The 21,707-nt window shown below is 63.5% G+C and carries 18 protein-coding genes; 9 read left to right on the top strand and 9 right to left on the bottom strand.

Annotated features, from left to right (window positions below):
- Nucleotides 1-114 precede the first annotated feature (114 nt).
- The 3 genes from treS to MFF34_RS11035 all read left to right on the top strand — a co-directional run bounded on the left by treS (nt 115) and on the right by MFF34_RS11035 (nt 3,598).
- Nucleotides 115-2,181: a maltose alpha-D-glucosyltransferase gene (gene treS / locus MFF34_RS11045; RefSeq protein ID WP_238213450.1), complete on the top strand. Its 2,067-nt coding sequence runs from the start codon at nt 115-117 to the stop codon at nt 2,179-2,181.
- 83 nt (nt 2,182-2,264) lie between these two features.
- Nucleotides 2,265-2,894 carry a riboflavin synthase subunit alpha gene (locus MFF34_RS11040; RefSeq protein WP_238213448.1) on the top strand — a complete coding sequence of 210 codons (630 nt, stop codon included), beginning with the start codon at nt 2,265-2,267 and terminating at the stop codon, nt 2,892-2,894.
- Nucleotides 2,895-2,896: 2 nt separating this feature from the next.
- A complete protein-coding gene (locus MFF34_RS11035) occupies nt 2,897-3,598 on the top strand; it encodes a YoaK family protein (RefSeq protein WP_238213446.1) in 702 nt (233 codons plus the stop codon).
- A gap of 42 nt (nt 3,599-3,640) precedes the next feature.
- On the opposite strand, the gene proP is transcribed toward MFF34_RS11035, so the two are convergent.
- From proP to glaH, 6 genes are all read right to left on the bottom strand, one after another.
- Entirely contained in the window at nt 3,641-5,143 is a 1,503-nt protein-coding gene (gene proP, locus MFF34_RS11030) for a glycine betaine/L-proline transporter ProP (protein ID WP_238213444.1), read from the bottom strand.
- 142 nt (nt 5,144-5,285) lie between these two features.
- Nucleotides 5,286-6,260, bottom strand: coding sequence for a porphobilinogen synthase (gene hemB, locus MFF34_RS11025; RefSeq protein WP_027593504.1), 975 nt, complete (start codon nt 6,258-6,260; stop codon nt 5,286-5,288).
- A 217-nt stretch (nt 6,261-6,477) separates the two neighbouring features.
- Nucleotides 6,478-7,371 carry a PA4780 family RIO1-like protein kinase gene (locus tag MFF34_RS11020; RefSeq protein WP_027593505.1) on the bottom strand — a complete coding sequence of 298 codons (894 nt, stop codon included), beginning with the start codon at nt 7,369-7,371 and terminating at the stop codon, nt 6,478-6,480.
- Nucleotides 7,372-7,490: 119 nt separating this feature from the next.
- Complete coding sequence (gene gabP, locus MFF34_RS11015) at nt 7,491-8,882, bottom strand: GABA permease (protein ID WP_027593506.1); 1,392 nt, start codon at nt 8,880-8,882, stop codon at nt 7,491-7,493.
- Nucleotides 8,883-9,040: 158 nt separating this feature from the next.
- The gene (gene lhgO / locus MFF34_RS11010; protein ID WP_238213442.1) at nt 9,041-10,291 is read right to left on the bottom strand and encodes an L-2-hydroxyglutarate oxidase; all 1,251 of its coding nucleotides are present in this window, start codon (nt 10,289-10,291) and stop codon (nt 9,041-9,043) included.
- A gap of 22 nt (nt 10,292-10,313) precedes the next feature.
- Complete coding sequence (glaH, locus tag MFF34_RS11005) at nt 10,314-11,291, bottom strand: glutarate dioxygenase GlaH (protein WP_238213440.1); 978 nt, start codon at nt 11,289-11,291, stop codon at nt 10,314-10,316.
- Nucleotides 11,292-11,487: 196 nt separating this feature from the next.
- On the opposite strand from glaH, the gene csiR reads away from it, so the two are divergent.
- On the top strand, nt 11,488-12,186 hold the full coding sequence (gene csiR, locus MFF34_RS11000) for a DNA-binding transcriptional regulator CsiR (protein ID WP_027593509.1): 699 nt from the start codon (nt 11,488-11,490) through the stop codon (nt 12,184-12,186).
- 4 nt (nt 12,187-12,190) lie between these two features.
- Here csiR and MFF34_RS10995 read toward each other — a convergent pair whose 3' ends face one another.
- Nucleotides 12,191-12,622 (bottom strand): multidrug/biocide efflux PACE transporter, encoded by a 432-nt coding sequence (locus MFF34_RS10995; protein ID WP_099430896.1) that lies wholly within the window; start codon nt 12,620-12,622, stop codon nt 12,191-12,193.
- A gap of 93 nt (nt 12,623-12,715) precedes the next feature.
- Between MFF34_RS10995 and MFF34_RS10990 the strand changes: the two genes are divergently transcribed.
- The 4 genes from MFF34_RS10990 to MFF34_RS10975 all read left to right on the top strand — a co-directional run bounded on the left by MFF34_RS10990 (nt 12,716) and on the right by MFF34_RS10975 (nt 18,833).
- On the top strand, nt 12,716-13,570 hold the full coding sequence (locus tag MFF34_RS10990) for a LysR family transcriptional regulator (protein WP_238213438.1): 855 nt from the start codon (nt 12,716-12,718) through the stop codon (nt 13,568-13,570).
- A gap of 313 nt (nt 13,571-13,883) precedes the next feature.
- Nucleotides 13,884-15,629: a hydantoinase B/oxoprolinase family protein gene (locus MFF34_RS10985; protein WP_283236619.1), complete on the top strand. Its 1,746-nt coding sequence runs from the start codon at nt 13,884-13,886 to the stop codon at nt 15,627-15,629.
- Between the two features lie 13 nt (nt 15,630-15,642).
- Nucleotides 15,643-17,727 (top strand): hydantoinase/oxoprolinase family protein, encoded by a 2,085-nt coding sequence (locus tag MFF34_RS10980; protein WP_238213437.1) that lies wholly within the window; start codon nt 15,643-15,645, stop codon nt 17,725-17,727.
- Nucleotides 17,728-17,876: 149 nt separating this feature from the next.
- Complete coding sequence (locus tag MFF34_RS10975) at nt 17,877-18,833, top strand: helix-turn-helix domain-containing protein (protein ID WP_238213434.1); 957 nt, start codon at nt 17,877-17,879, stop codon at nt 18,831-18,833.
- Nucleotides 18,834-18,860: 27 nt separating this feature from the next.
- On the opposite strand, the gene MFF34_RS10970 is transcribed toward MFF34_RS10975, so the two are convergent.
- Together MFF34_RS10970 and MFF34_RS10965 are read right to left on the bottom strand one after the other, a co-directional pair.
- Nucleotides 18,861-19,754 carry a DUF2950 domain-containing protein gene (locus tag MFF34_RS10970; protein WP_238213425.1) on the bottom strand — a complete coding sequence of 298 codons (894 nt, stop codon included), beginning with the start codon at nt 19,752-19,754 and terminating at the stop codon, nt 18,861-18,863.
- Nucleotides 19,751-21,217, bottom strand: a complete 1,467-nt coding sequence (locus MFF34_RS10965; RefSeq protein WP_238213423.1) for a DUF3300 domain-containing protein — start codon at nt 21,215-21,217, stop codon at nt 19,751-19,753. Before MFF34_RS10965 ends, MFF34_RS10970 begins: the two co-directional genes overlap by 4 nt.
- A gap of 204 nt (nt 21,218-21,421) precedes the next feature.
- Here MFF34_RS10965 and MFF34_RS10960 point away from each other — a divergent pair, with 204 nt between their 5' ends.
- Nucleotides 21,422-21,673: a hypothetical protein gene (locus MFF34_RS10960; protein WP_186680130.1), complete on the top strand. Its 252-nt coding sequence runs from the start codon at nt 21,422-21,424 to the stop codon at nt 21,671-21,673.
- Nucleotides 21,674-21,707: the final 34 nt, after the last annotated feature.

Raw genomic sequence — 21,707 nt, 5'->3', positions numbered from 1 at the left:
TCCCACTGGGGCGACGCAAGCTTGAAGATTGCAGCCACTCCGTTTCACGCCGAACGTTCCGCCTGCAACGCCGTCATAACTGTGGCCGGTGCCGACACGCAGAGAGGACGCGAGATGACCCAACCCGACCCGTCATACATCAAGTGGCTCGAAGACCGTTCCATGCTCAAGGCCTCCCAGGAACGGGCCCGCCTGTATTCGGGGCAATCGCGCCTGTGGCAGAACCCCTACGCCGAAGCCCAGCCCCGCCGCGCCACTGAAATCGCCTCGGTGTGGCTGACGGTCTACCCCGACGCCATCATTGCCCCGGAGGGCGGCTCAGTGCTGGCGGCCTTGGCCCACGAGGCGCTGTGGAAGCGTTTGTCGGAAATTGGCATACAAGGCGTGCACACTGGCCCGATCAAACAGTCCGGCGGCGTGCGTGGCCGCGAATTCACCCCGAGCGTGGACGGTAACTTCGACCGCATCAGCTTCGACATCGACCCGCTCTACGGCAGCGAGCAGGACTTGATCCAGATGAGCCGCATGGCCGCTGCGCACAACGCTGTGACCATCGATGACCTGATCCCCTCGCACACCGGCAAAGGTGCCGACTTCCGCCTGGCTGAGCTGGCCCACGGGGCCTACCCTGGGCTCTACCACATGGTCGAAGTGCGCGAGGAAGACTGGCCGCTGCTACCCGAGGTGCCCGCAGGCCGTGATGCGGTCAACCTATTGCCGGCTGTGTGCGACGAGCTCAAAGCCCGCCACTACATCGTCGGCCAGTTGCAGCGGGTGATCTTTTTCGAGCCAGGGGTCAAGGAGACCGACTGGAGCGTCACCCCGCCCATCACCGGCGTCGATGGCAAGACCCGGCGCTGGGTGTACCTGCACTACTTCAAGGAAGGCCAACCGTCGCTCAACTGGCTCGACCCAACCTTCGCCGCCCAGCAGATGATCATCGGGGATGCCCTGCATGCGCTGGACTGCCTGGGCGCGCGTGGCCTGCGCCTGGATGCCAATGGTTTTCTCGGGGTGGAAACGCGGCTCCAAGGCACCGCCTGGTCCGAAAGCCACCCGCTGTCGATCGTCGGCAACCAGTTGATTGGCGGCATGATTCGCAAGGCGGGCGGGTTCAGCTTCCAGGAGCTTAACCTGACAATCGACGACATAGCCCAGATGTCCACGGGCGGCGCCGATCTGTCCTATGACTTCATCACCCGCCCCGCCTACCAGCATGCACTGCTGACCGGCGACACCGAGTTCCTGCGCCTGATGCTCAAGGAAATGCACGCGTTTGGCATCGACCCGGCGTCCTTGATCCACGCCCTGCAAAACCATGACGAGCTGACCGTCGAGCTGGTGCACTTCTGGACCCTGCATGCCCACGACATGTATCTGTTCAAGGGCCAGACCCTGCCTGGCAGTATCTTGCGTGAGCACATTCGCGAAGAAATCTATGAGCGCCTGTCTGGCGAACATGCCCCCTACAACTTGCGCTTCGTCACCAATGGCATCAGTTGCACCACCGCCAGCCTGATCACCGCCGCGCTGGGTATCCGCGACCTTGAGCAGATCGACGCAGCGGATATCGAGCGCATTCAGAAAATCCACCTGCTGCTGGTGATGTACAACGCCATGCAGCCCGGCGTGGTCGCACTGTCCGGCTGGGACCTGGTCGGCGCCCTGCCCTTGCCTGCCGAGGCGGTGGCCGAACGGATGCTCGATGGCGACACCCGCTGGATCCACCGTGGCGGCTACGACCTGGCCGGGCTCGCCCCCGACGCTGAGGCGTCGGTGCGCGGAATGCCCCGGGCGCGGGCGCTCTACGGCAGCCTCGACAGCCAGCTCGAGAGCAGCGACTCGTTCGCCAGCAAGGTGAAAAAACTGCTGGCCGTGCGCCAGGCCTACGGCATCGCCACCAGCCGCCAAGTGTTGGTGCCCGAGGTCAGCAGCCCTGGGTTGCTGGTGATGGTGCACGAGCTGCCAGCGGGGCGCGGCATCCAGATCAGCGCACTGAACTTTGGCCAGACGCTCATTGCCGAAGAGCTGCTCTTGACCGGCTTCACACCGGGAACGGTGGTGGACATGATCAACGAGACGGTCGAGGGGGATTTGACTGAGGATGGGCGCTTGATGGTCAACCTGGAGCCGTACGAGGCGCTGTGCCTGCGCATCGTGAGCAGCAGCGGGCATGTTTGAGGGGCGGCGGCCGCCTTGCTTTTACCGCTTCAGAGGCATAGTTTCCGGGGGACTTCATTTTCCCGTGCCCAGGAGCAATTTCCATGTACACCGGCATCGTCCAGGCCGTTCGCCCGCTGCTTGCTGTGACCCCTTACCCAGGCCACCGGCAGTTCACCGTCGACCTCACCCCTGAACTGCTCGACGACCTCAAGATCGGCGCCAGCGTCAGTGTCGAGGGCACGTGCCTGTCCGTCACCGAGATCGACGGCACTCAGGTGAAGTTCGACGCCATGAATGCCACCCTCGAACGCACCAACCTGCGCTGCCTAACGGCCGGCCAAGGCGTGAACATCGAGCGCTCGGCGAAGATGAACGCCGAGGTTGGCGGCCACCTGATGGCCGGCCACATCGCCACCACCGCCGAGATCGTCGAACAGGTGATCGAAGAGACCGGTGCGTTCATCCGTTTCCGCATGCCAGCGGAATGGGCCAAGTACGTATTCCCCCGCGGGTTCCTGGGGGTCAACGGTTGCAGCCTGACCGTCGCCGATGTCGATGACAATGTCATCACCATCAACCTGATCCCCGAGACTTTGCGCCAGACCACCTTCGCCCGCTACAAGGCTGGCGAGCTGCTTAACATCGAAGTGGACCACCAGACCATGGTGCTGGTCGATGTGGTCGAGCGAACGCTCAAGGGCACGCTGGCCCGCGAAACACTGCCGCGCTGAGCATGCTGCCCAACGCACTGCCCGCACGCAACGCACGACGGCTGAAGCTGCAGGCCCTGCGCGGTCGCGTGGGCCTGGGGCTGGTAGCCGCGCTGTCGGTACTGGCCGGCATGACCGATGCCATCGGCCTGCTGGCGCTGGGTGATTTCGTGTCGTTCATGAGTGGCAACACCACCCGTCTGGCAGTGGCCATCAGCGAGGCGGACCTGGCCATGGTGCTGCGCCTGAGTGGCGCGGTGCTCGGCTTTGTCGCAGGCAATGCGCTGGGCGTGATACTGGCCCGGGCTTGCCGACGCCGCGCCTGGCCGGTGCTGCTGGTGGTCGCCGCACTGCTTGGCATGGCGGCGGCCTGGCCCCTGCCCGCCACTTTTCCGGCGCTGCTGGCAGCGACGCTGGCGATGGGCATGATCAATGCCGTGGTCGAACAAGTGAATGGCCTGCCGATCGGCCTGACCTATGTCACCGGCGCCCTGTCCCGCTTCGGCCGCGGCTTGGGGCGCAGGTTGCTGGGCGAGCGGCGCAACGGCTGGCGGGTACAGCTGGTGCCTTGGGCTGGCATGCTGCTGGGCGCCGCACTGGGCGCCTGGCTTGAGCACCAACTTGGCCTGCAGGCGCTGGCAGGCAGTTGCGCGCTGGCGTGCCTGCTGGCCCTGGTGACACGGTTCATTCCGCGCTCTTGGCAACGCGGCTACATGCCGCGTTAATCAAACGCTGCAGGCAGCGCCGAAAAACCCTCGGCCCGTCCCTTAATCGATACGCGGGTGTTGCTGCACCAGCAATTTGCGCTTGGCCTCAAGCTCGGCGATCTGCGTGTCGATGTCCTCGATCTTCTGCTCGATATTGTCGTGGTGCTCCTGCAACAGCTCGCGCGCTTCATCGATGTCCGACGCGGCAGGCGCTGCGCCGCGCAGCGGCTTGTTGGCGGTCTCTTTCATGGTCAGGCCAGTGACCAGCCCGATGGCCGCGATCACCATCAGGTAGTACGCCGGCATGTACAGGTTGCCGGTGCTTTCCACCAGCCAGGCCGCCAAGGTCGGGGTAAGCCCCGCGATCAGCACCGAGATGTTGAAGGCACTGGCCAACGCGCTGTAGCGGATATGCGTGGGGAACATCGCCGGCAACGTCGACGCCATCACGCCGATGAAGAAGTTCAGCAGCACGGCAATGATCAACAGCCCGGCAAAGATCAGCCCGAGCACGCCGCTGTTGATCAGCATAAAGGCCGGGATGGCCAGCGCGAACAGGCCGACACTGCCTACCATGATGAAAGGCCGGCGGCCGAACTTGTCGCTGAGCAGGCCGATGATCGGTTGCACGAACAGCATGCCGACCATGATCGCGATAATGATCAGCACCCCGTGGTCTTCGCTGTAATGCAGGTTGTGCGACAGGTAGCTGGGCATGTAGGTGAGCAGCATGTAGTACGTGACATTGGTGGCGATCACCACGCCAATGCAAGTCACCAGGCTGCGCCAGTGTTGGGTGGCGACTTCCTTGAACGACACCTTGGGGCCGGAGGCCAGGCCTTCGCGGTCGCCCTGCTCAAGCTTCTCGACGTGTTGCTGGAACGCCGGTGTTTCTTCCAGCGCATGGCGCAGGTACAGACCAATGATGCCCAGCGGCAGGGCCAGGAAGAACGGCAGGCGCCAGCCCCATTCAAGGAACTTCTCCTCACCCAGCACGGTGGAAATCAACACCACCACGCCTGCGCCGAGCACAAAGCCTGCGATCGAGCCGAAATCCAGCCAGCTGCCGAGGAAGCCGCGTTTACGGTCGGGTGCGTACTCGGCAACGAAAATCGACGCCCCGGTGTATTCACCGCCCACCGAAAAGCCCTGGGCCATCTTGGCTAGCAACAGCAGGATGGGCGCCCAGATGCCGATAGTCGCGTAAGACGGTATCAGGCCGATGGCAAAGGTGCTCAACGACATGATCACGATGGTCGCGGCGAGAATCTTCTGCCGGCCGAACTTGTCGCCCAGGGCGCCGAAGAACAACCCACCCAGCGGGCGAATCAGGAACGGTACCGAGAACGTCGCCAGGGCGGCGATCATTTGCACACTGGGGTCGGCGTTGGGGAAGAACACCTTGCCGAGCGCGTAAGCGACGAAGCCATAAACGCCGAAGTCGAACCACTCCATGGCGTTGCCCAGTGCGGCAGCGGTGATCGCTTTGCGCATCTTGGCGTCGTCGACGATGGTGATATCTTTCAAGCCAATTGGCTTGACGCTTTTCTTGCGAGATTTCATGCCCATTTCCTTGTCACTGAATGCTCTATGGCATCAGAGACAAAGGGACACAAAATAATTCAGCGCTTAGTAAATTTTTTGTGGCTAGAGGCCATCTGCGGGTATTCGCGGCCCTTGGAGGGCCGCGAACACCTTTTACTGATCAGATGCCTTCGCGGGCCAGGTCCATGGCGAAGTAGGTCAGGATCAAGTCGGCACCGGCGCGCTTGATGGCACCGATGCTCTCACGCACCACACGCCCTTCGTCGATGGCACCGGCGAGGCCGCCGAACTTGATCATCGCGTACTCGCCACTGACCTGATACGCCGCCAGCGGCAGGCGCGAGGCCGCGCGGATGTCAGCGATCACGTCCAGGTAGGCACCGGCCGGCTTGACCATCAGCACATCGGCCCCTTCCTGCTCGTCGAGCAACGATTCGCGCACGGCTTCGCGGCGGTTCATCGGGTTCATCTGGTAGCTCTTGCGGTCGCCTTTGAGCGCAGTGCCGCCCGCTTCGCGGAAGGGGCCATAGAGCGACGAGGCGAACTTGGTCGAGTAGGCCATGATGGCGGTGTCATGGAAGCCTGCGGCATCCAGGGCGCCGCGAATCGCCTGGACCTGGCCGTCCATCGCCGCCGATGGCGCGATGAAGTCAGCACCAGCTGCGGCCGCGACCACGGCCTGCTTGCCCAGGTTGGCCAGGGTGGCGTCGTTGTCCACACCGTGGTCGTGCACCACGCCGCAATGGCCATGGCTGGTGTATTCGCAGAAGCAGGTGTCGGACATCACGATCATTTCCGGCACGGTGTCCTTGCAGATCCGCGCCATGCGCGCCACTAGGCCGTTTTCGTTCCAGGTGTCACTGCCAACCTCGTCCAGATGGTGCGAGACACCAAAGGTCATCACCGACTTGATGCCGGCGCGGGCGTAGCGCTCGATTTCCTGCGCCAGCAGCTTTTCAGGGATGCGGTTGACGCCGGGCATGCTGGTGATCGGCACGAAATCGTCAATGCCTTCTTCGACGAAGATCGGCAGGATCAGGTCTTCAAGGCGAAACTCGGTTTCCTGGAAGATCGAGCGCAGGGATTCGTTCTGGCGCAGACGGCGCGGACGAACGGAGGGGAAACGGTTGGACATGACAGCTCCAGGGAATATGGACGGCGTACACCATATGCCTGTTGGGCTTCAGTGAAAAGGCTGAATGACGAGATTGTGTCTTGCGGTGGGGGTAATAGCGGGGATTTGCAGCGCGTGTGCCGGCCCCTTCGCGGGTAAACCCGCTTCCACAGGGGTGGGGGCGCCCATCAGGTACAGCGCTTTTGGTAAAAGCGGCGCTGTACCTGTGGGTGACTGTTTACTGCAACCAGGGCGGTGGCGGTTCTTCGCCCTTGACCGGGCCGCGCTCGGCATCGGCCAGCGCCGCCCGGCGGCGGGCGTCGTCGAGCCGTGCGGCGTCGATTTCGCGCAGCACGCCATCCACATCGGCAGCCTCGTCATCCTCCTCGTACTCGCCGGTCAGCGGGCTGTCCGGTTTCAGCTCGCCGGCTTCGTACAACGCCCACATTTCCTGGGCGTAACGGGTGCTCTTGAGCTCGGGGGCGAAGCGGCCGAAGTACAGCGCCATGTTGCCCACATCACGTTGCAACATGCTGAACGCATGGTTGTTACCGGCCGCATCCACCGCCTGCGGCAAGTCAATGATTACCGGGCCTTCAGGGCCAAGCAACACGTTGAACTCGGACAAGTCACCATGCACCAGCCCCGCGCACAGCATCAACACGATCTGGCGGACGACGAATGCATGGAACTCGCGGGCCTCATCGGCTTCCAGGTGCACGTCGTTAAGGCGTGGCGCGGCATCGCCATCGGCGTCCGTCACCAGCTCCATCAACAGTACGCCATCCTGGAAATCATAAGGCTTGGGCACCCGGACACCGGCACTGGCCAGGCGGAACAGGGCCGCCACTTCGGCGTTCTGCCAGGCATCCTCGGCCTCTTTGCGGCCGTACTTGGAGCCTTTGGCCATGGCCCGGGCCTGGCGGCTGTTGCGGACCTTGCGGCCTTCCTGGTACTCGGCGGCCTGGCGGAAGCTACGTTTGTTGGCTTCTTTGTAGACCTTGGCGCAGCGCACTTGGGTACCGCAACGCACCACGTAGACGGCTGCTTCCTTGCCGCTCATCAAAGGTCGCAGTACTTCGTCGACCAGGCCGTCTTCGATCAGGGGTTCGATTCTTTTTGGAGTCTTCATCAGGCTTGAGTTCTGGGGTCCTGTGGCCGAGCCGTGGAGGTGGCGGTCATCCTCTCACAGCCTGATGGATCTTGCTCGTCTGTGATGCAACGTTCGTCTGTTCGGGGTGTTTCGGGCGCCTAGGCGCCCTGCCCCACAGCACTGCCTTGCGCCACCCGCGCCCGTCGGCGGGTGATCAACAACCCCGAGCACACCACGAACACCGCCAGCACCATTGTCGAAACCACTTCAAGGCGATGATCCGGGCGGAACAGCATCAGCACCAGCACGCTGCTGATGAACAGGATCACGCCCCAGGTCAGCCACGGGAACAGCCACATGCGGTAGCTCAGCGTCTTGCCCTGGGCGGTCAGGCGCTTGCGCAGGCGCAGCTGGGAAATGGCGATAACCAGATAAACCAGCAAGGCAATGGCGCCGGAGCTGGCCATCAGGAAGCCGAACACCTTGGCCGGCACCAGGTAGTTGGCGATCACCGCCAGGAACGCCGCCCCGGTGGACAACAGCACCGCGACAATCGGCGTACCGCTGCGGCTGGTCACCTGCGCACAGGCCGGCGCGTCACCCCGGCGGCTCAACGAATAGACCATGCGTGAGGCGGTGTACAACGACGAGTTGAGGCAGCTGGTCACCGAAGTCAGCACGACGAAGTCGATGATGGCCTTGGCATGCGGCACGCCGAGCGTATCCAGCACCGTGACATACGAGCCTTCAGTGGCCAGCCGTGGGTCGGTCCAGGGCACCAGCGCGATGACGATGAAGATCGACAGGATGTAGAACAGCGTAATCCGCCAGATCACCGAGTTGGTGGCCTTGGAGATGTGCTTGCCCGCCTCGTCGGACTCTGCAGCGGCAATGGTCACCACCTCGGCCCCAAGGAACGAGAACATGGTGATCAGCATGGCGCTGAGCACCGCGCCAAAGCCGTTGGGCATGAACCCACCGGTATCCCACAGGCGCGAAACACCGCTGACACCGGAGCTGGGCAGCAGGCCGAAAATGGCACAGGCACCCAGAATGATGAAGGCGACGATGGCAATGACCTTCACCAGCGCCAGCCAGAACTCGAATTCACCGTAGTTTTTCACGCTGAACAGGTTGGTGGCGGTCAGCAGCAGCGTGATCACCAACGACAATACCCAGATCTCCATCTGCGGCACGTAGGTGTTGATGATGGTGGCGGCAATGTTGGCTTCGATGGGGATGATCAGCACCCAGAACCACCAGTACAGCCAACCGATGGTGTAGCCGGCCCACTTGCCGATGGCAAGGTCGGCATAGGTGGAGAACGAGCCGGTGTCCGGCGAAGCGACTGCCATTTCCGCCAGCATGCGCATCACCAGCACCACCAACCCGCCGGCCAGGATATACGCCAGGATGGTTGCAGGCCCGGCTTCGGCGATGGCCCGCCCAGAGCCAACGAACAGGCCGGCGCCGATCACCCCGGCAATGGACAGCATGGTGACATGCCGCGATTTCAATCCATGACTCAAATTGTTCTTGTCTGTTTGCATGGTCTTACCTTCTTATTCTTGTCATGCCCGCGCTAGGCCGTCAGCACGCATGGCTAGCGAACGCGGGCGCGAAAAAGCCCGCCCTGCCCTAAATGGTGAGTAGGGCAAGGGCGGGTTGAGTAAAACGAAACGCAGATCCGCCGGGGTTAGCTGCCGCCTCAGCCGGCAGCGCGCTGCTTGCCCGCCAGGTCAGGCTTGAGCGAGCCGCCCCCTTGGCGGCTGACTTGTTCGCAGACCTTCTCGACGATGTAGGCGCCGATCGGAATGGCAGAGGTGGCGGCAGGCGACGGCGCATTGCACACGTTCACGCTGCGCGCGGAGTTGACGAAGAGGAAGTCGTCGATGAGCTTGCCGTCGCGTGACACCGCCTGTGCCCGCACACCCGCCGGGTATGGCGTGAGATCGTCCTTGGTGATGCTCGGGCAGTACTTCTGCACCTGCTTGAGGTAGCCGCCCTTGAACAGCGAGTTTTTCATCTCGATCAGGCCCGGCCGCAGGTTCTTGGCCAGCACCTTGAGGATGCCGGGTGTGGTCAGGGTCTGGAACATGTCGCCAAGGCTGACGTCGGACTTGCGATAACCTTCGCGCTTCATCGCCAGTACCGCGTTTGGCCCGACGGTCACGGTGCCGTCGATCATCCGCGTCAGGTGCACGCCCAGAAACGGCATGGACGGGTCCGGAATCGGGTAGATCAAGTGGTTGACGATCTGGTTGTGCTGCTTGGGCAGCAAGTAGTACTCGCCGCGGAACGGGCAAATCACGAAATTGGTCTGGATGCCCAGCATGCTCACCACGCGGTCGGCCATCAGCCCCGAGCAGGTGACCAGGAAGCGGCTGTGGAGCTCATCGCTGCGGGTACGCACGATCACTTCACTGGCGCGCTCTTCCAGGCCAATCACCTCGGCGCTGTAGCGGATCTCGCCACCGGCACGCTGGAACTGACGGCCCATGGCCGCCGTGACCTCGGCGTAATTGACGATGCCGCTGGAGGGGACAAAGATCCCGCCCAGGCCGACGATGTTGGGCTCGCGCTCATGCAGCTCGGCAGCAGACAGCCATTCACGCTCCAGGCCATTGGCCGCGGTGCGCTCCCACAACGCCTTCATGCGTTGCATTTCCAGGTCGTTGGTGGCCACCAGCAGCTTGCCACACTCATCGAAGGCAATGCCGTGCTCGGTGCAAAAGGCCTTGGTCGCCTTGTTGCCTTCCAGGCAGAAGCGCGCCTTGAGGCTGCCAGGGGTGTAGTACACCCCGGCATGGATCACGCCGCTGTTGTGCCCGGTCTGGTGGCGGGCCGGGCCGGACTCTTTCTCCAACAGGAGAATCTTGGCGTCCGGGTACACCTTGATCAGGTGCATGGCAGTGGACATGCCCACAATGCCACCGCCGATGATGATGAAGTCGTACACAGTGTTACCTCCCGCGCCGTGTTTACTGGCCGCGCTGGTACAGCGGCTTGGGGAAGGCGACATAGCCGCGTTGGCGCATCAGCTCGCGGCGCAAGCCATCGTGCGGGGTGAAGCGGTCGCGGCCGTGGAGCCAGAACAGATTATTGATCAAGACGAAGCTGCCCACCGCCACCGGAACGGAAAGTTTCTTGTCGCTGCCCTCCAGCGATTCGGACAAGGCGTTCAGCCAGATACCTTCCTCGAAGTTTTCCGGCTGCACGAACTGGTCGATGTAGCGCATGGTCGGCCGGCCTTCGGCATCGGTATCGAACACCGAATGGAACACGTCCTCGGCCACTTTCTTGCTCGGTGGCGCGGTCCAGCGCATCTCGCGGCGCGCCATCGGGTGGCGGAAGAACGCGTCGCAGTCTTCCCAGTCGTCCAGGTGTAGCAGCAGCGAATTACCGCCTTCCATGTTCTTTTCGTCGATCTTCAGCATCAGCACATAGTCGGTGATCTGGTTCACGAAGGTGCCGTCGTTGTGCAGCTCCATGACGCGGTGTGGCTGGCGCAGGTAGCTGTCGGAGTTGTCGCTGTTCACGACCACGAAGCGGGCGTAGTACTGGCCGCTCATGGCGTCGTAGTTGGAGCGACCGATCAGGTGGGCGCAGGCGGTGGTGAACTTGACCATGTCCTCGGCCTGGCTCACGTCATCCAGCCCGATCGGGGTGATCAGCATGCCGCCGCTGGCGCGGTCGAGGATGGTGTTGAGCAATACCGGGCGCAGCGTGCCTTCGCACAGTTCATCCAGTATTTCGCCCACCCGGAAACGCAGGAACGACTTGTACTCCAACGCCTGCACCGGCCACTCGGCCACGGCCTTCACGAACGCCTCCACGGTCTCGCGGGCAAAGGTCAGTTCAAGCAGACGCGGCGACTGCTTCGAAGGGGCGATGGTGTAACCCCGCGGTTCGAGTGGCAACGGCATGACAAGTTCGTCGATCTGCGTAAAAGCGTTCATGGCTAGGTCCTGGCAGAAAAAGTGAGTGGCGCCGCCCAGTGTGTGATCTGGATCAGTGCAGGCGAAGCAAAAATATCGTCACTCAACAAAAATGTCTACATTTTTATAAAACGAAGATAAAGAGCGCTTATGTCCATTGTTTTTCGTCCGCCAGTGGTTTCGGTATGATCGGCAAAACGTTTTGAGGAACAGGACCTTGGAAGCGCTCGCGCCCCGACAAAATTCAGCATTCAGCGGGTATGAGAGGCTCAAGAAGGACATCATCCGTGGCGTGTTCAAGCCGGGGGAAAAACTCTTGATGAGCACCCTCAAAGACCGCTACGAACTGGGTGTAGGGCCCCTGCGCGAGGCGCTCTCGCAGTTGGTGGCCGAGCACCTGGTGAATGCCATCAGCCAAAAGGGCTACCGTGTCGCCCCCATGTCACTGGCGGAGATGAACGACATCTACGATGCCCGCGCCAACCTGGAAGCCATGATCATCAGCCTGGCCATCGAACGCGGCGACGACGCCTGGGAGGCCTCGGTGCTGGCCTGTTCGCATACCTTGGCCAAAGTGGTGGAAGTGAAAACCCGCGAGCAGCGCCTGGACGTCTGGGACGAGCGGCACAAGGCGTTTCACACCGCCATCGCCTCCGGGTGCGGCTCCAAGCACTTGCTGCAGGCACGCACCTACCTGTTCGACCAGGCCGAGCGTTATCGGCATCTGTGGCTGACGCAAACGGTGTTTTCCGAGCAGGCCCTTGAACTCAAGCGCCAGGAGCACGCAGCGTTGGTGGAGGCGATTCTGGCCCGCGACGCCAAGCGCGCCAGCGCCATGATGCACTCGCACCTGATGACCCCCGTGCCGATCATCGCGCAGATCATGCATGCCGAGGGCATCGGGCGCGGGGAGTAGGCCGTTAGGCGGCGGCCTGGCGCTGGACCACATAGTGCCGGGCTTTGTCGAACGCCCAGTTGTACACCACGGTGTAGGGCAGGATGATCACGAAGAAGCCCAGTTCGACCATGAACGCCTGAAGCAGCGAAATATCCAGCATCCAAGCCGCCACGGGCAGGCACCACACCACCAGGCCTGCCTCGAAGCCCAGGCCATGGGCGACACGCGTCCAAGGCTTCCAGGCAACCCGTTCGGTTTGCACGACGCGGTCGATCAGTGCGTTATAGGCCACGTTCCAGGCCATGGCGATCACCGACAGGGTCACCGCCAGCCCCCCGGCCGTTGCCAACGACTTGCCCAGCACCCAGGACAACAGCGGTGCGCACAACAGCACAGCGAATACTTCATAACCTACGGCATGGACCATGCGTTCGGTGAACGAGACCTTTTTCATCTTGAATTCCATCATTTGCTTGAGACGTGCTTCCTATTTTCTTTGATGGAACAGATACTCGCGACATAGCTCTTATCGGTTTTATCAATACCTATGCGCTACTCACCTGAAGCTTTGCTTGCCTTTGTCGAAGCCGCCTCGCTGGGCTCGTTCTCTGCGGCGGCCCGCAAACTGAAGAAAAGCCAGTCCACCGTCAGCATTGCGATAGCCAATTTCGAGGCGGATATCGGCTGCCCCCTGTTCGACCGCGGCGGGCGCCACCCTACGCTCAATGCTGCCGGGCGCCAGGTATTGCCCCATGTCGAAGCGATCCTTGACGCCAGTGCCGGGCTCGACGCCCTGTCACTGAGGCTGGCTGAGCACGTTGAAGCGTTGGTCTCGGTGGTGATGTCGGACAGCTACAGCGTTACCTTCCAGAGCGCGGTCATGGCCGGCTTCGCACACAGCTACCCACATACCGAGCTGCGCTGTGGGCCCTCGGAAGACGCTGACGTGATCGAGTTGGTGCAGCAGGACATGGCCCAGATTGGCATTCTTGCCGCGCAGCGCCAGTACCCCGCCGATGTCGCCGTGGCGCGCCTGCCTGAGCAGGCGGAGTTTTGTGTGTACGTGAGCGCCGAGCACCCGCTGGCAGCGCTGCGCACGGTGCAGCGCCAGCACTTGGAGACCGAACGCCAGCTGTACATCAAGACCTACGCCTCCAGCCTGCACCACGATCGCGGCCAAGCCTGGTCGGCGCCCGACTACCTGACCTTGCTGGAGTTCGCCGCCCGTGGCTTTGGCTGGGCAGAACTGCCCAAGGCCCTGGTCACGCGCTTTGGCAGCGGCCTGGTGGAATTGCAGGTGGCCGGTTATCCGCGCCGCGTCGACATGGACATCGCCTGGTCCCGCCGCCGCGCCCTCGGCCCAGCCGGGCAATGGCTGGTGCAGCAGTTGCTGGGCGTGTAGGAAATCGACCAGACAATAGTGAACATTGTGGGAGCGGGCTTGTCCCGCGAATGGGGCTACGCGGAGCTTGGCACTGGCTTCGCCGGTGTTCGCGGGGCAAGCCCGCTCCCACTTAATGCGTCAATTTTTAGAAATGGCGCAAGACAGTTGCTCCCACAGGATGATGGGCTAAAGCCGCCCAAAGAGTGCACCCAAGCGCAACAAGCAGTACACCCACCGACAAGTCAGCCACCCCGCTCGCCCCGTAGCCTGTCACCACGCGCCGATCACTGCGGCACGCACCCAAAAGCACAAGAACAAACGTTGGTGACCTATGAAAACAGTAGATCCGATCACCCTTGCGGTGGTCCGGGGTGCGCTGGAAACAGCGCAGCGCGAAATGACCTTGACGTTGGAAAAGACCGGCCGCTCCAGTGTGTTCAACCTGGCCCATGATTACTCGAACTCGTTGTTCGACCACCTCCCCGAAATGATCCTGCAAGGCCAGGACATCCCCATCCACCTGGGTTCACTGATCCCCGCCATGAAGTGCGTGGCCGAGTTTTTCGGTGACGATATCGCCGAAGGTGACGTGATCTACCACAACGACCCGGCGTACAAGGGCAGCCATATCCTCGACTGCTGCATGTACAAGCCGGTGTACTACCAGGGCGAACTGGTGTTCTGGACTGTATGCAAAGGCCACCTCACCGACATCGGCGGCCCGGTACCGGCCGGCTACAACCCGGACGCCAAGGAAATCTACGCCGAAGGCCTGCGCATCCCACCCGTGAAGCTGTGGGAAAAGGGCAAGCGCCGCGAAGACGTGATCAACTTCATGCTCACCAACATGCGCGCCCGCCCCTATCAGGAGGGCGACCTCAACGCCCAGTACGGCGCCTGCAAAGTCGGTGAGCGGCACCTGCTCGACCTGCTCGACAAGTACGGCGTGGAGCAGGTGCGTGCCTGCATCGCCGAGCTGAAGAACATGGCCGACCGCCACATGCGCGCCTTGCTGCGTGACGTGCCGGACGGCCACTACAGCGGCACCGCCGTGCTCGAAGACGCCGGCCACGGCCTGGGCGAACTGGCCATCACCGCGCATGTCGAGATACGCGGCGAGCAAGCCCATGTGCGTATCGAAAGCCCGCCGCAGGTGCCCTACTTCATCAACTCCTACGAGGGCAACTCGGTGTCGGGTGTGTACCTTGGCCTGATGATGTTCGCCCAGGTCGCACCGCCCTACAACGAAGGCCTGTATCGCTGCGTCACGGTCGATGTCGGCGCCAAGGGCACGCTGTGCAACGCCCAGGAGCCAGCCCCCCACGTCAACTGCACCACCACCCCAATGGAAACCTTGGCCGATGCCGTGCGCACAGCACTGGAGCAAGCCTCGCCGCAGCGGGTCACGGCCTCCTGGGGCCATACCAGCGGCATCAACATCGCCGGGCACGACCCACGCAACGGCAACAGCGAGTACGTGACCATGGTCTTGGCCTCGATCATCGCTGGCGCGGGGGCCAACAAAGTCATGGATGGCTGGCATGCCTGCGGGCCGCTGTGCTGCTTCGGTGCCTTGATGAGTGGTGACATCGAGCTGCTGGAGCACGCCTACCCGATACTCATCCACCGCTACAGCCTGATGGCCGACAGTGGCGGCGCCGGTGAGTTTCGCGGCGGCTCCGGCACCCGCCTGGAGATCGAGCCCCTGCAACACGCGATGACCGTGGTCGGCTTCGGTGAGGGCCGCCAACTGCCCACCGCTGGCGCCGCCGGGGCCCGCAATGCCCTGCTGGAGCCCAAACTCGGCCGCCTGATCCACCGGCACGCCGATGGCTCGGAAGACCATTACACCCAGAACCCCATGCTCACCCTCCAGCCCGGCGAGCGGATCATCAACATCAACCCGGGGGGCGGCGGTTATGGCGACCCCCTGCGCCGCCCGGTAGCCGCCGTGCTGCAAGACCTGCGCAACGGCCTGGTCTCGCCCCAAGGCGCCGCCCTGGAATACGGCGTGGTCATCGATGCTGACGGCCACCTCGACGAAACCGCCACCCGCCTTGCCCGCGACCTGCACTGACCGGAGACCCATCATGCGCAATCAATATCGCCTGGGCATCGACGCCGGCGGCACCTTCACCGATTTCATCCTGGCTGACCGCGATGGCGGCGTGCAGCTGTTCAAAGCCCCTTCCACGCCGCAGGACGGCACCCTGGCCATCCGCGCTGGCCTGGCGCAAATCGCCGACGCCACCGGCCGCACGCCGGCCGAGATCATCGCCAACTGTGACCTGTGCATCAACGGCACCACGGTCGCCCTCAACGCACTGATCGAGCGCACCGGGGTCAAGGTCGGCCTGCTGTGCACCGAGGGCCACGAAGACAGCCTGGAAATCCGCCTGGGCCACAAGGAAGAGGGCCACCGCTATGACGCCCACTACCCGCCGGCGCACATGCTCGCCCCGCGTCACCTGCGGCGCCCGATCGGTGGCCGGATCCTCGGCGATGGCCGCGAGCACAGCCCGCTGGACGAGCGCGCAGTGCATGAGGCTATCGACTACTTCCGCGCCGAAGGCGTGGAAGCGGTGGCCATTTCCTTCCTCTGGTCGGTGCGCAACCCCAGCCATGAGCAGCGTGCCGCCGAGCTGGTCAGGGCAGCGCTACCCGGGGTGTTCGTTTGCACAGGCGTTGAAGTGTTCCCGCAAATCCGCGAATACACCCGCACCTCCACCACCGTGGTCAACGCCTACCTGAGCCCGGTGATGGCGCGCTACGTGGCGCGCATCGACAGCCTGTTCGAGGCACTCGGCGCCCAGCAACCGGTGCGCTACTTCCAGTCCAACGGTGGCCTGGCGCCCGGCCACCTGATGCGTGAGCGCGCGGTCAATGCCATCAACTCCGGCCCGGCTTCGGCGCCCCAGGCGGGGCTCTCGGTCGCCCGCCCGTTTGGCATCGACAACGTCATCACCGTGGACATGGGAGGCACCTCGTTCGACATCACCCTGACCAATGCCGGGCGCACCAACTTCAGCAAGGATGTGGACTTCCTGCGCCAGCGCATCGGCGTGCCGATGATCCAGGTGGAGACACTGGGTGCCGGCGGTGGCTCCATTGCGCACCTCGACGAGTTCGGCATGCTGCAGGTCGGCCCTCGCAGTGCGGGCGCCAAGCCTGGCCCGGTGTGCTACGGCAAAGGCGGCAGTGAACCCACCGTGACCGACGCCAACCTGGCCCTGGGCTACCTGCCAGACCGTGCGTTGCTGGGCGGCAGTATTACGCTCAATCGCCAGGCTGCGCTGGAGGCAATCCGCAGCAAGATCGCCGAACCGCTGGGCATCAGTGTTGAGCGCGCCGCGTTTGGCATTACCACCCTGGTCAACCTGAACATGGTCAACGGCATCCGCCGTGTCTCCATCGAACGCGGCCACGACCCGCGCGACTTTGCCCTGATCGGCGCGGGTGGCGCAGCGGGCATGCACGTGGTGCGCCTGGCCGAAGAAATTGGCATGCACACCGTGTTGATCCCCAAGGTGGCCTCTGGCTTGTGCGCCTTCGGCCAGATCCTTTCGGATGTGCGCTACGACCAGCTCACCAGCCTGTCGATGCGCCTGGACGCCGAACACGCCGACCTCGCGCAGCTCAACCAGGCCCTGGCCGAACTGCGCCAGCAAGGCTTGGCGAACCTGCGCGAAGACGGCTTCGGCGACCAGGCCAGCAGCTGCCACTACACCCTGGAAATGCGCTACAGCGGGCAGATCCATGAGTGCAGCGTGGAGCTGGAGCGCCACAGCCTGGACAGCGACGGGCTGGCAGCGTTGATCGAGTCCTTCCACGCTCGCCACCAGACGCTGTACTCGTACAGCGAACTCGAGAGCCCGGTAGAACTGGTCAACCTGGAGTGCTCGGTGATCGGTCACCTGCCGCGCCCACCGCAGCCAGAACTGCAGGGGCCGGCCCAGCCACCTGCTGCAGTCCCGGCGGGCGAGCGCCCGATGCTGTTCAGTGCCGACGGCGAGTGGCAGCGCACCCCGGTGTTCAACGGTAACCACCTGCTGCCTGGGCAGACGGTGCAAGGCCCCTGTGTGATCGAGGAGGACACCACCAACATCGTCGTGCCGCCAGGCTGGCAGGCCTGCCTGGAACCTTCGGCCACGTACCGGGTGACACGCGGGGCTTGATCAAAGGGTAGGCACGCGCCGATCATGGGCGTGACACCCGCCCGGCAGCGTTGCGCTGCCGGGCGTTTTTGCACAATAACAAGAGCTGCTTGAGTAGCTTGCCTGCAGTTCCTTTTTTCAATGCTGCCCTCTTTGAAAAAGGACAATCCATGCCCACAGAACTGTCGACCCACGGCTGGCCGCAACCCGAACGCCAGGCGCGCTGGGCCGAAGCCATCAACGACACCTACTTCCCCTTGAGCCTGGAATTTGCCGCCGAGCAACCTTTCGATGGCCATCTGCAGCGCTGGAGCACCCCCAGTACGCCGCTGAGCCTGTCACGCCTGCGTTCCAGCCAGCTTGGCTATTCCCGCAGCAAGGCGCACATCGGCCAGGACACTGACGCGTTCTACCTGGTCACCGTGCCCAGCCGCAGCGAGGTGCACTTCGAGCAGGATGGCCACCCATTGAGCTGCCGCCCGGGCGGTTTCATCGTCGAGCGCGGCGACGCGCCTTACCGCTTCCACTACCGGGCCGAGAACGACCTGTGGGTGCTGAAACTGCCTGAACGCGCGCTCAAGGCCAACTTGCTCGGGCACAAGCGCTACACCCGCCACTGCTTCGACGCCAGCCAAGGCCTTGGGCGGATCTTTGTCGAGCAACTGGACCTCTGCGCACGCCACTTCGACGCCAGCCCCGCAGCCGCCCGCCACCTGTTGCTGGAGCAGGCCAGTGCGACCCTGCTGCTGGCCTTGCAGCAGGACGAACGGGTGCTGGGCAGTGAAGGCTCCAACCTCAGCACGCTGCACCTGACCCGTGTCGAGCACTACGTGCTGCAAAACCTCGGCGACCCCGACCTGTCACCGCAAGCCGTCGCCACGGCCTGCGGCCTGTCATTGCGCTACCTGCACAAGCTGTTCTCGATCACGCCCTATACCCTGGGCGAATGGGTGCGCCAACAGCGCCTGGAGGCGGTGCATCGCCAACTGCGCGACCCGTACTGCCATCTGTCTATCGGCCAACTGGCGTTTCGCTGGGGTTTTGCCGACCAGGCGCAATTCACCCGAGCCTTTCGCCAGCGCTATGGGTGTACCGCCCGCGAAGTGCGCGCGGCGCGCGCGCACTGAAAGCGGCGGCGCAAGGATGCGCCGTGCTCACTCGATCGCCGTGATATCGACCTCTTTCCAGCTGTCATCCGGGTCGAAGCGTTTCATCTCCTTGGCCAGCCTGTCCCCGTGTGGCCCGAGGTCTTTCTCGAAGACCTGGCCGTCATGGCTGATCATGAAGCTCATCACCCCAGTGTCGTCATACTTCGCTGGCCAGGCGATCAGGGCAAAGCCGCGGCTCATCTGGTTGCCAATCAGGTAACTGTAAGCGCCACCGGGGGCCGACGGGCCTTGCGCATCGAGGATGCGGAAGTGGTAGCCATACCAGTCATCACCCACCACATCCTGGCCGAACAGCGGCCCCAGCGGGCTGACCTGCCCATCACCTTCATCGTCCCAGTACAGGCCGTCATGCTTGCCAGGCTCGCTGAAAATCTTCTGTGCGTATTCCAGCGTACCATTGCCATTGCGGTCTTGTGAGGCGTAGTCCATCTGCGCGTCGTGGTAAGCCAGCATCGACTGCAAGGCGCCCAGTTCGTTGCGGCCAATGCGCCGGGCGCGAATTTCAGCACTGCCGGCCTTGAGGTCGAAGCGCCAGCCCTGGCTGCTTTTGCTCAGGGGTATAGGTAACGTCCAGTGATCACTGCCCACCGCCAGTATGGCCTTGCCCTGGGGCGTCATGTCGATGCTGTGCTGCGCGCGATACTGCTCCAAAAACGTGTCCACATCACTGCGTTGCACACCCGCGCGCGGGATGTAGGTACGCCAGTCATCGCCCAGCAGTTGGGCCAGGCGGGCTTCATCCGCCTTCTCTTGGCCCAGCGCCGCGACGAAGGCCTCAACGGCCTTCTCGGGTGTCGGAAAAGCGTCTTGCGCAGCGGCCAGGGATGACCAGGCCAGGCCTGCAGTGAGCAGCAATGCCCCGAGTAATGGACGGTTCATCGACGGCCACCTCCCCCACGGCGTGCAGGCGCACTGGGCCGGGAGATCTGGTGCCCGGCGGCACGCGATGCGTTCGGCCGCTGGGCGAACGACTGACTGGTGCGGCCGCGGCTGGCCTGCGCGCTGGTGCGCGACGGCGCGCGCACGCCGTCGAAGGCATTGTTACGGGCCCGGCCAGCAGTATTGGCGGGGCGGTTCTGCGCCACCTGCCGCGCCTGGCCTTCGCCTTGTCTACGTGGGCTCACCTGGTTGTTCTGCTGCCGGCCCTGGGTATTACGTGTTTCCTGTCGGCGGTCGGCTGGCCGTGCAGTGTCGTTACGCGATTGCATGCGATTGCCGACCGAATTGCCCGCCTGCGCCTCGCGCACTTGCTGGCGGGCCTGGCGGTTGCTGGTGGCCGGCCGCTCGATGCCAGCCCGGTCCATTGAAGCCCTGGCGTTATTGCGTGCCTGGGCACGCTGGGCGTCGTCGCCACGGAACGCGGTACGCTGAGTGGCACCGTCCAGCTGGCGGCCATACTGCTGGCGGCTGCGGGCATCGCGGTAAGGCACACCCTCGCGGTTCGCGGCGTTGTGCTGCCATTTGTTCTGGTTGTTGGTGATGCGGTTGTTGCCGTTGATGTTGTTGTAGCGGTTGACGTCGATGTCGATGTCATTGTTGCCCCAGTCACAGTCGCCCCACAGCGAACTGACAATCGCCACGCCCGTACCGAAGGCCAGGCCCGCCACCAGCGCAGAACCGGCGTAGTACATCGGCGGTGGCGGGTAGTAAACCGGCGGCGAGGCCGGGTAGGCCCAGGTGCCGTAGGTGGTGGTGGGGTTGTAGCTGGGCACGTACACCACTTGCGGGTCGGCCGGCTCGATAATGATGGTGGTGGGCGGGCTGCTGGCCGGGGCCGTCTGCTTACTGCTACCACCGCTGGAAGCCGGCGCTGCCGCCGGAGCCGCCTGCACGGTCACGTTCTGGTACTGGTTGCTCTGCAGGTTGCCGGTCGCCTGCGCTTGATGACGCAAGCGCTGCACGCCGGCCATGACATCGTCGGGTTGCGCGAGAAAGGCGTCGCCCAGGCGTTGTACCCACACGGGGTCCTGGCCCAGGGTCGCCAGCAACTGCGGGAAGGCCACCAACGCCTGCACACTCGGATCCCAGGGCTGTTTCGCCACCTGCTTGACCGCATCGTCGCCAGAGGCCTTGGGGTTGGCCTTGGACCAGGTCACGGCTTCACTCACCTGCCCCGGGTAGGTGGCGGCCATCAGCACCTGTGCCAGCAACGCGTCGGGGTACAGCGCGATGGGTGCGAGCATCTGGTCCAGTTGCTCCTGGGTGAACACCGCCTCCTTGGCCGCGAGCGTGTCGGCTTGTGGGGCCGGGTCCGGCGCGGGTACATCTTCTGCAAGCACCCGGCCGGGTGCAGCGCTCAGGCACAGCACCGCCGAAAGGACGGCAATCAATGGCATGCGCATCGCTAATCCCCATGAGGTCAGACCGCGTGGGTTAAGGGTAGCAATGGCAATCCGTTTGACCAGCAGAGAGGGCGCTAACTTTTTGCACTGATGGTTGTATCGATAGTGACTATCGAACGAGGCAATTTCTACTGATCGGCCCGGCCCAATAACCTAGCGCCATTGATTCGAACTTGGCGAATCCCCGCACTCCGGAGCTACCCGATGAATACCCTGGCCCGCCTCTCGCTCACTGCCCTGGCCGCAACCGCCATCGCCCTGTTGGCCGGCTGTGCCAGCCACCCCGAACTGCGCCCGTACAGCGCCGAAGAAACCCGCCAACTGCAACTGGAAGCCTTGCAGCGCCGTGGCCTGTCGCTGGACGACTATGAGCAGCAACGGCGGGTGATCCAGCGTGCCAACGACCTGCCTGTAGTCACTGAAGCCGCCGACGCTGACCCTTCGACCAAAGGCTGAAGGGCATAGCCAACGGTTCCCTCCTCCCGCCTGC

Origin of the sequence: Pseudomonas sp. PAGU 2196 (genome assembly GCF_022179005.1) — a bacterium.
Taxonomy (GTDB): Bacteria; Pseudomonadota; Gammaproteobacteria; order Pseudomonadales; family Pseudomonadaceae; genus Aquipseudomonas; species Aquipseudomonas kermanshahensis.
Note: the sequence above shows the minus strand (reverse complement) of the source record. Positions and strands in the feature narration are given on the sequence as shown.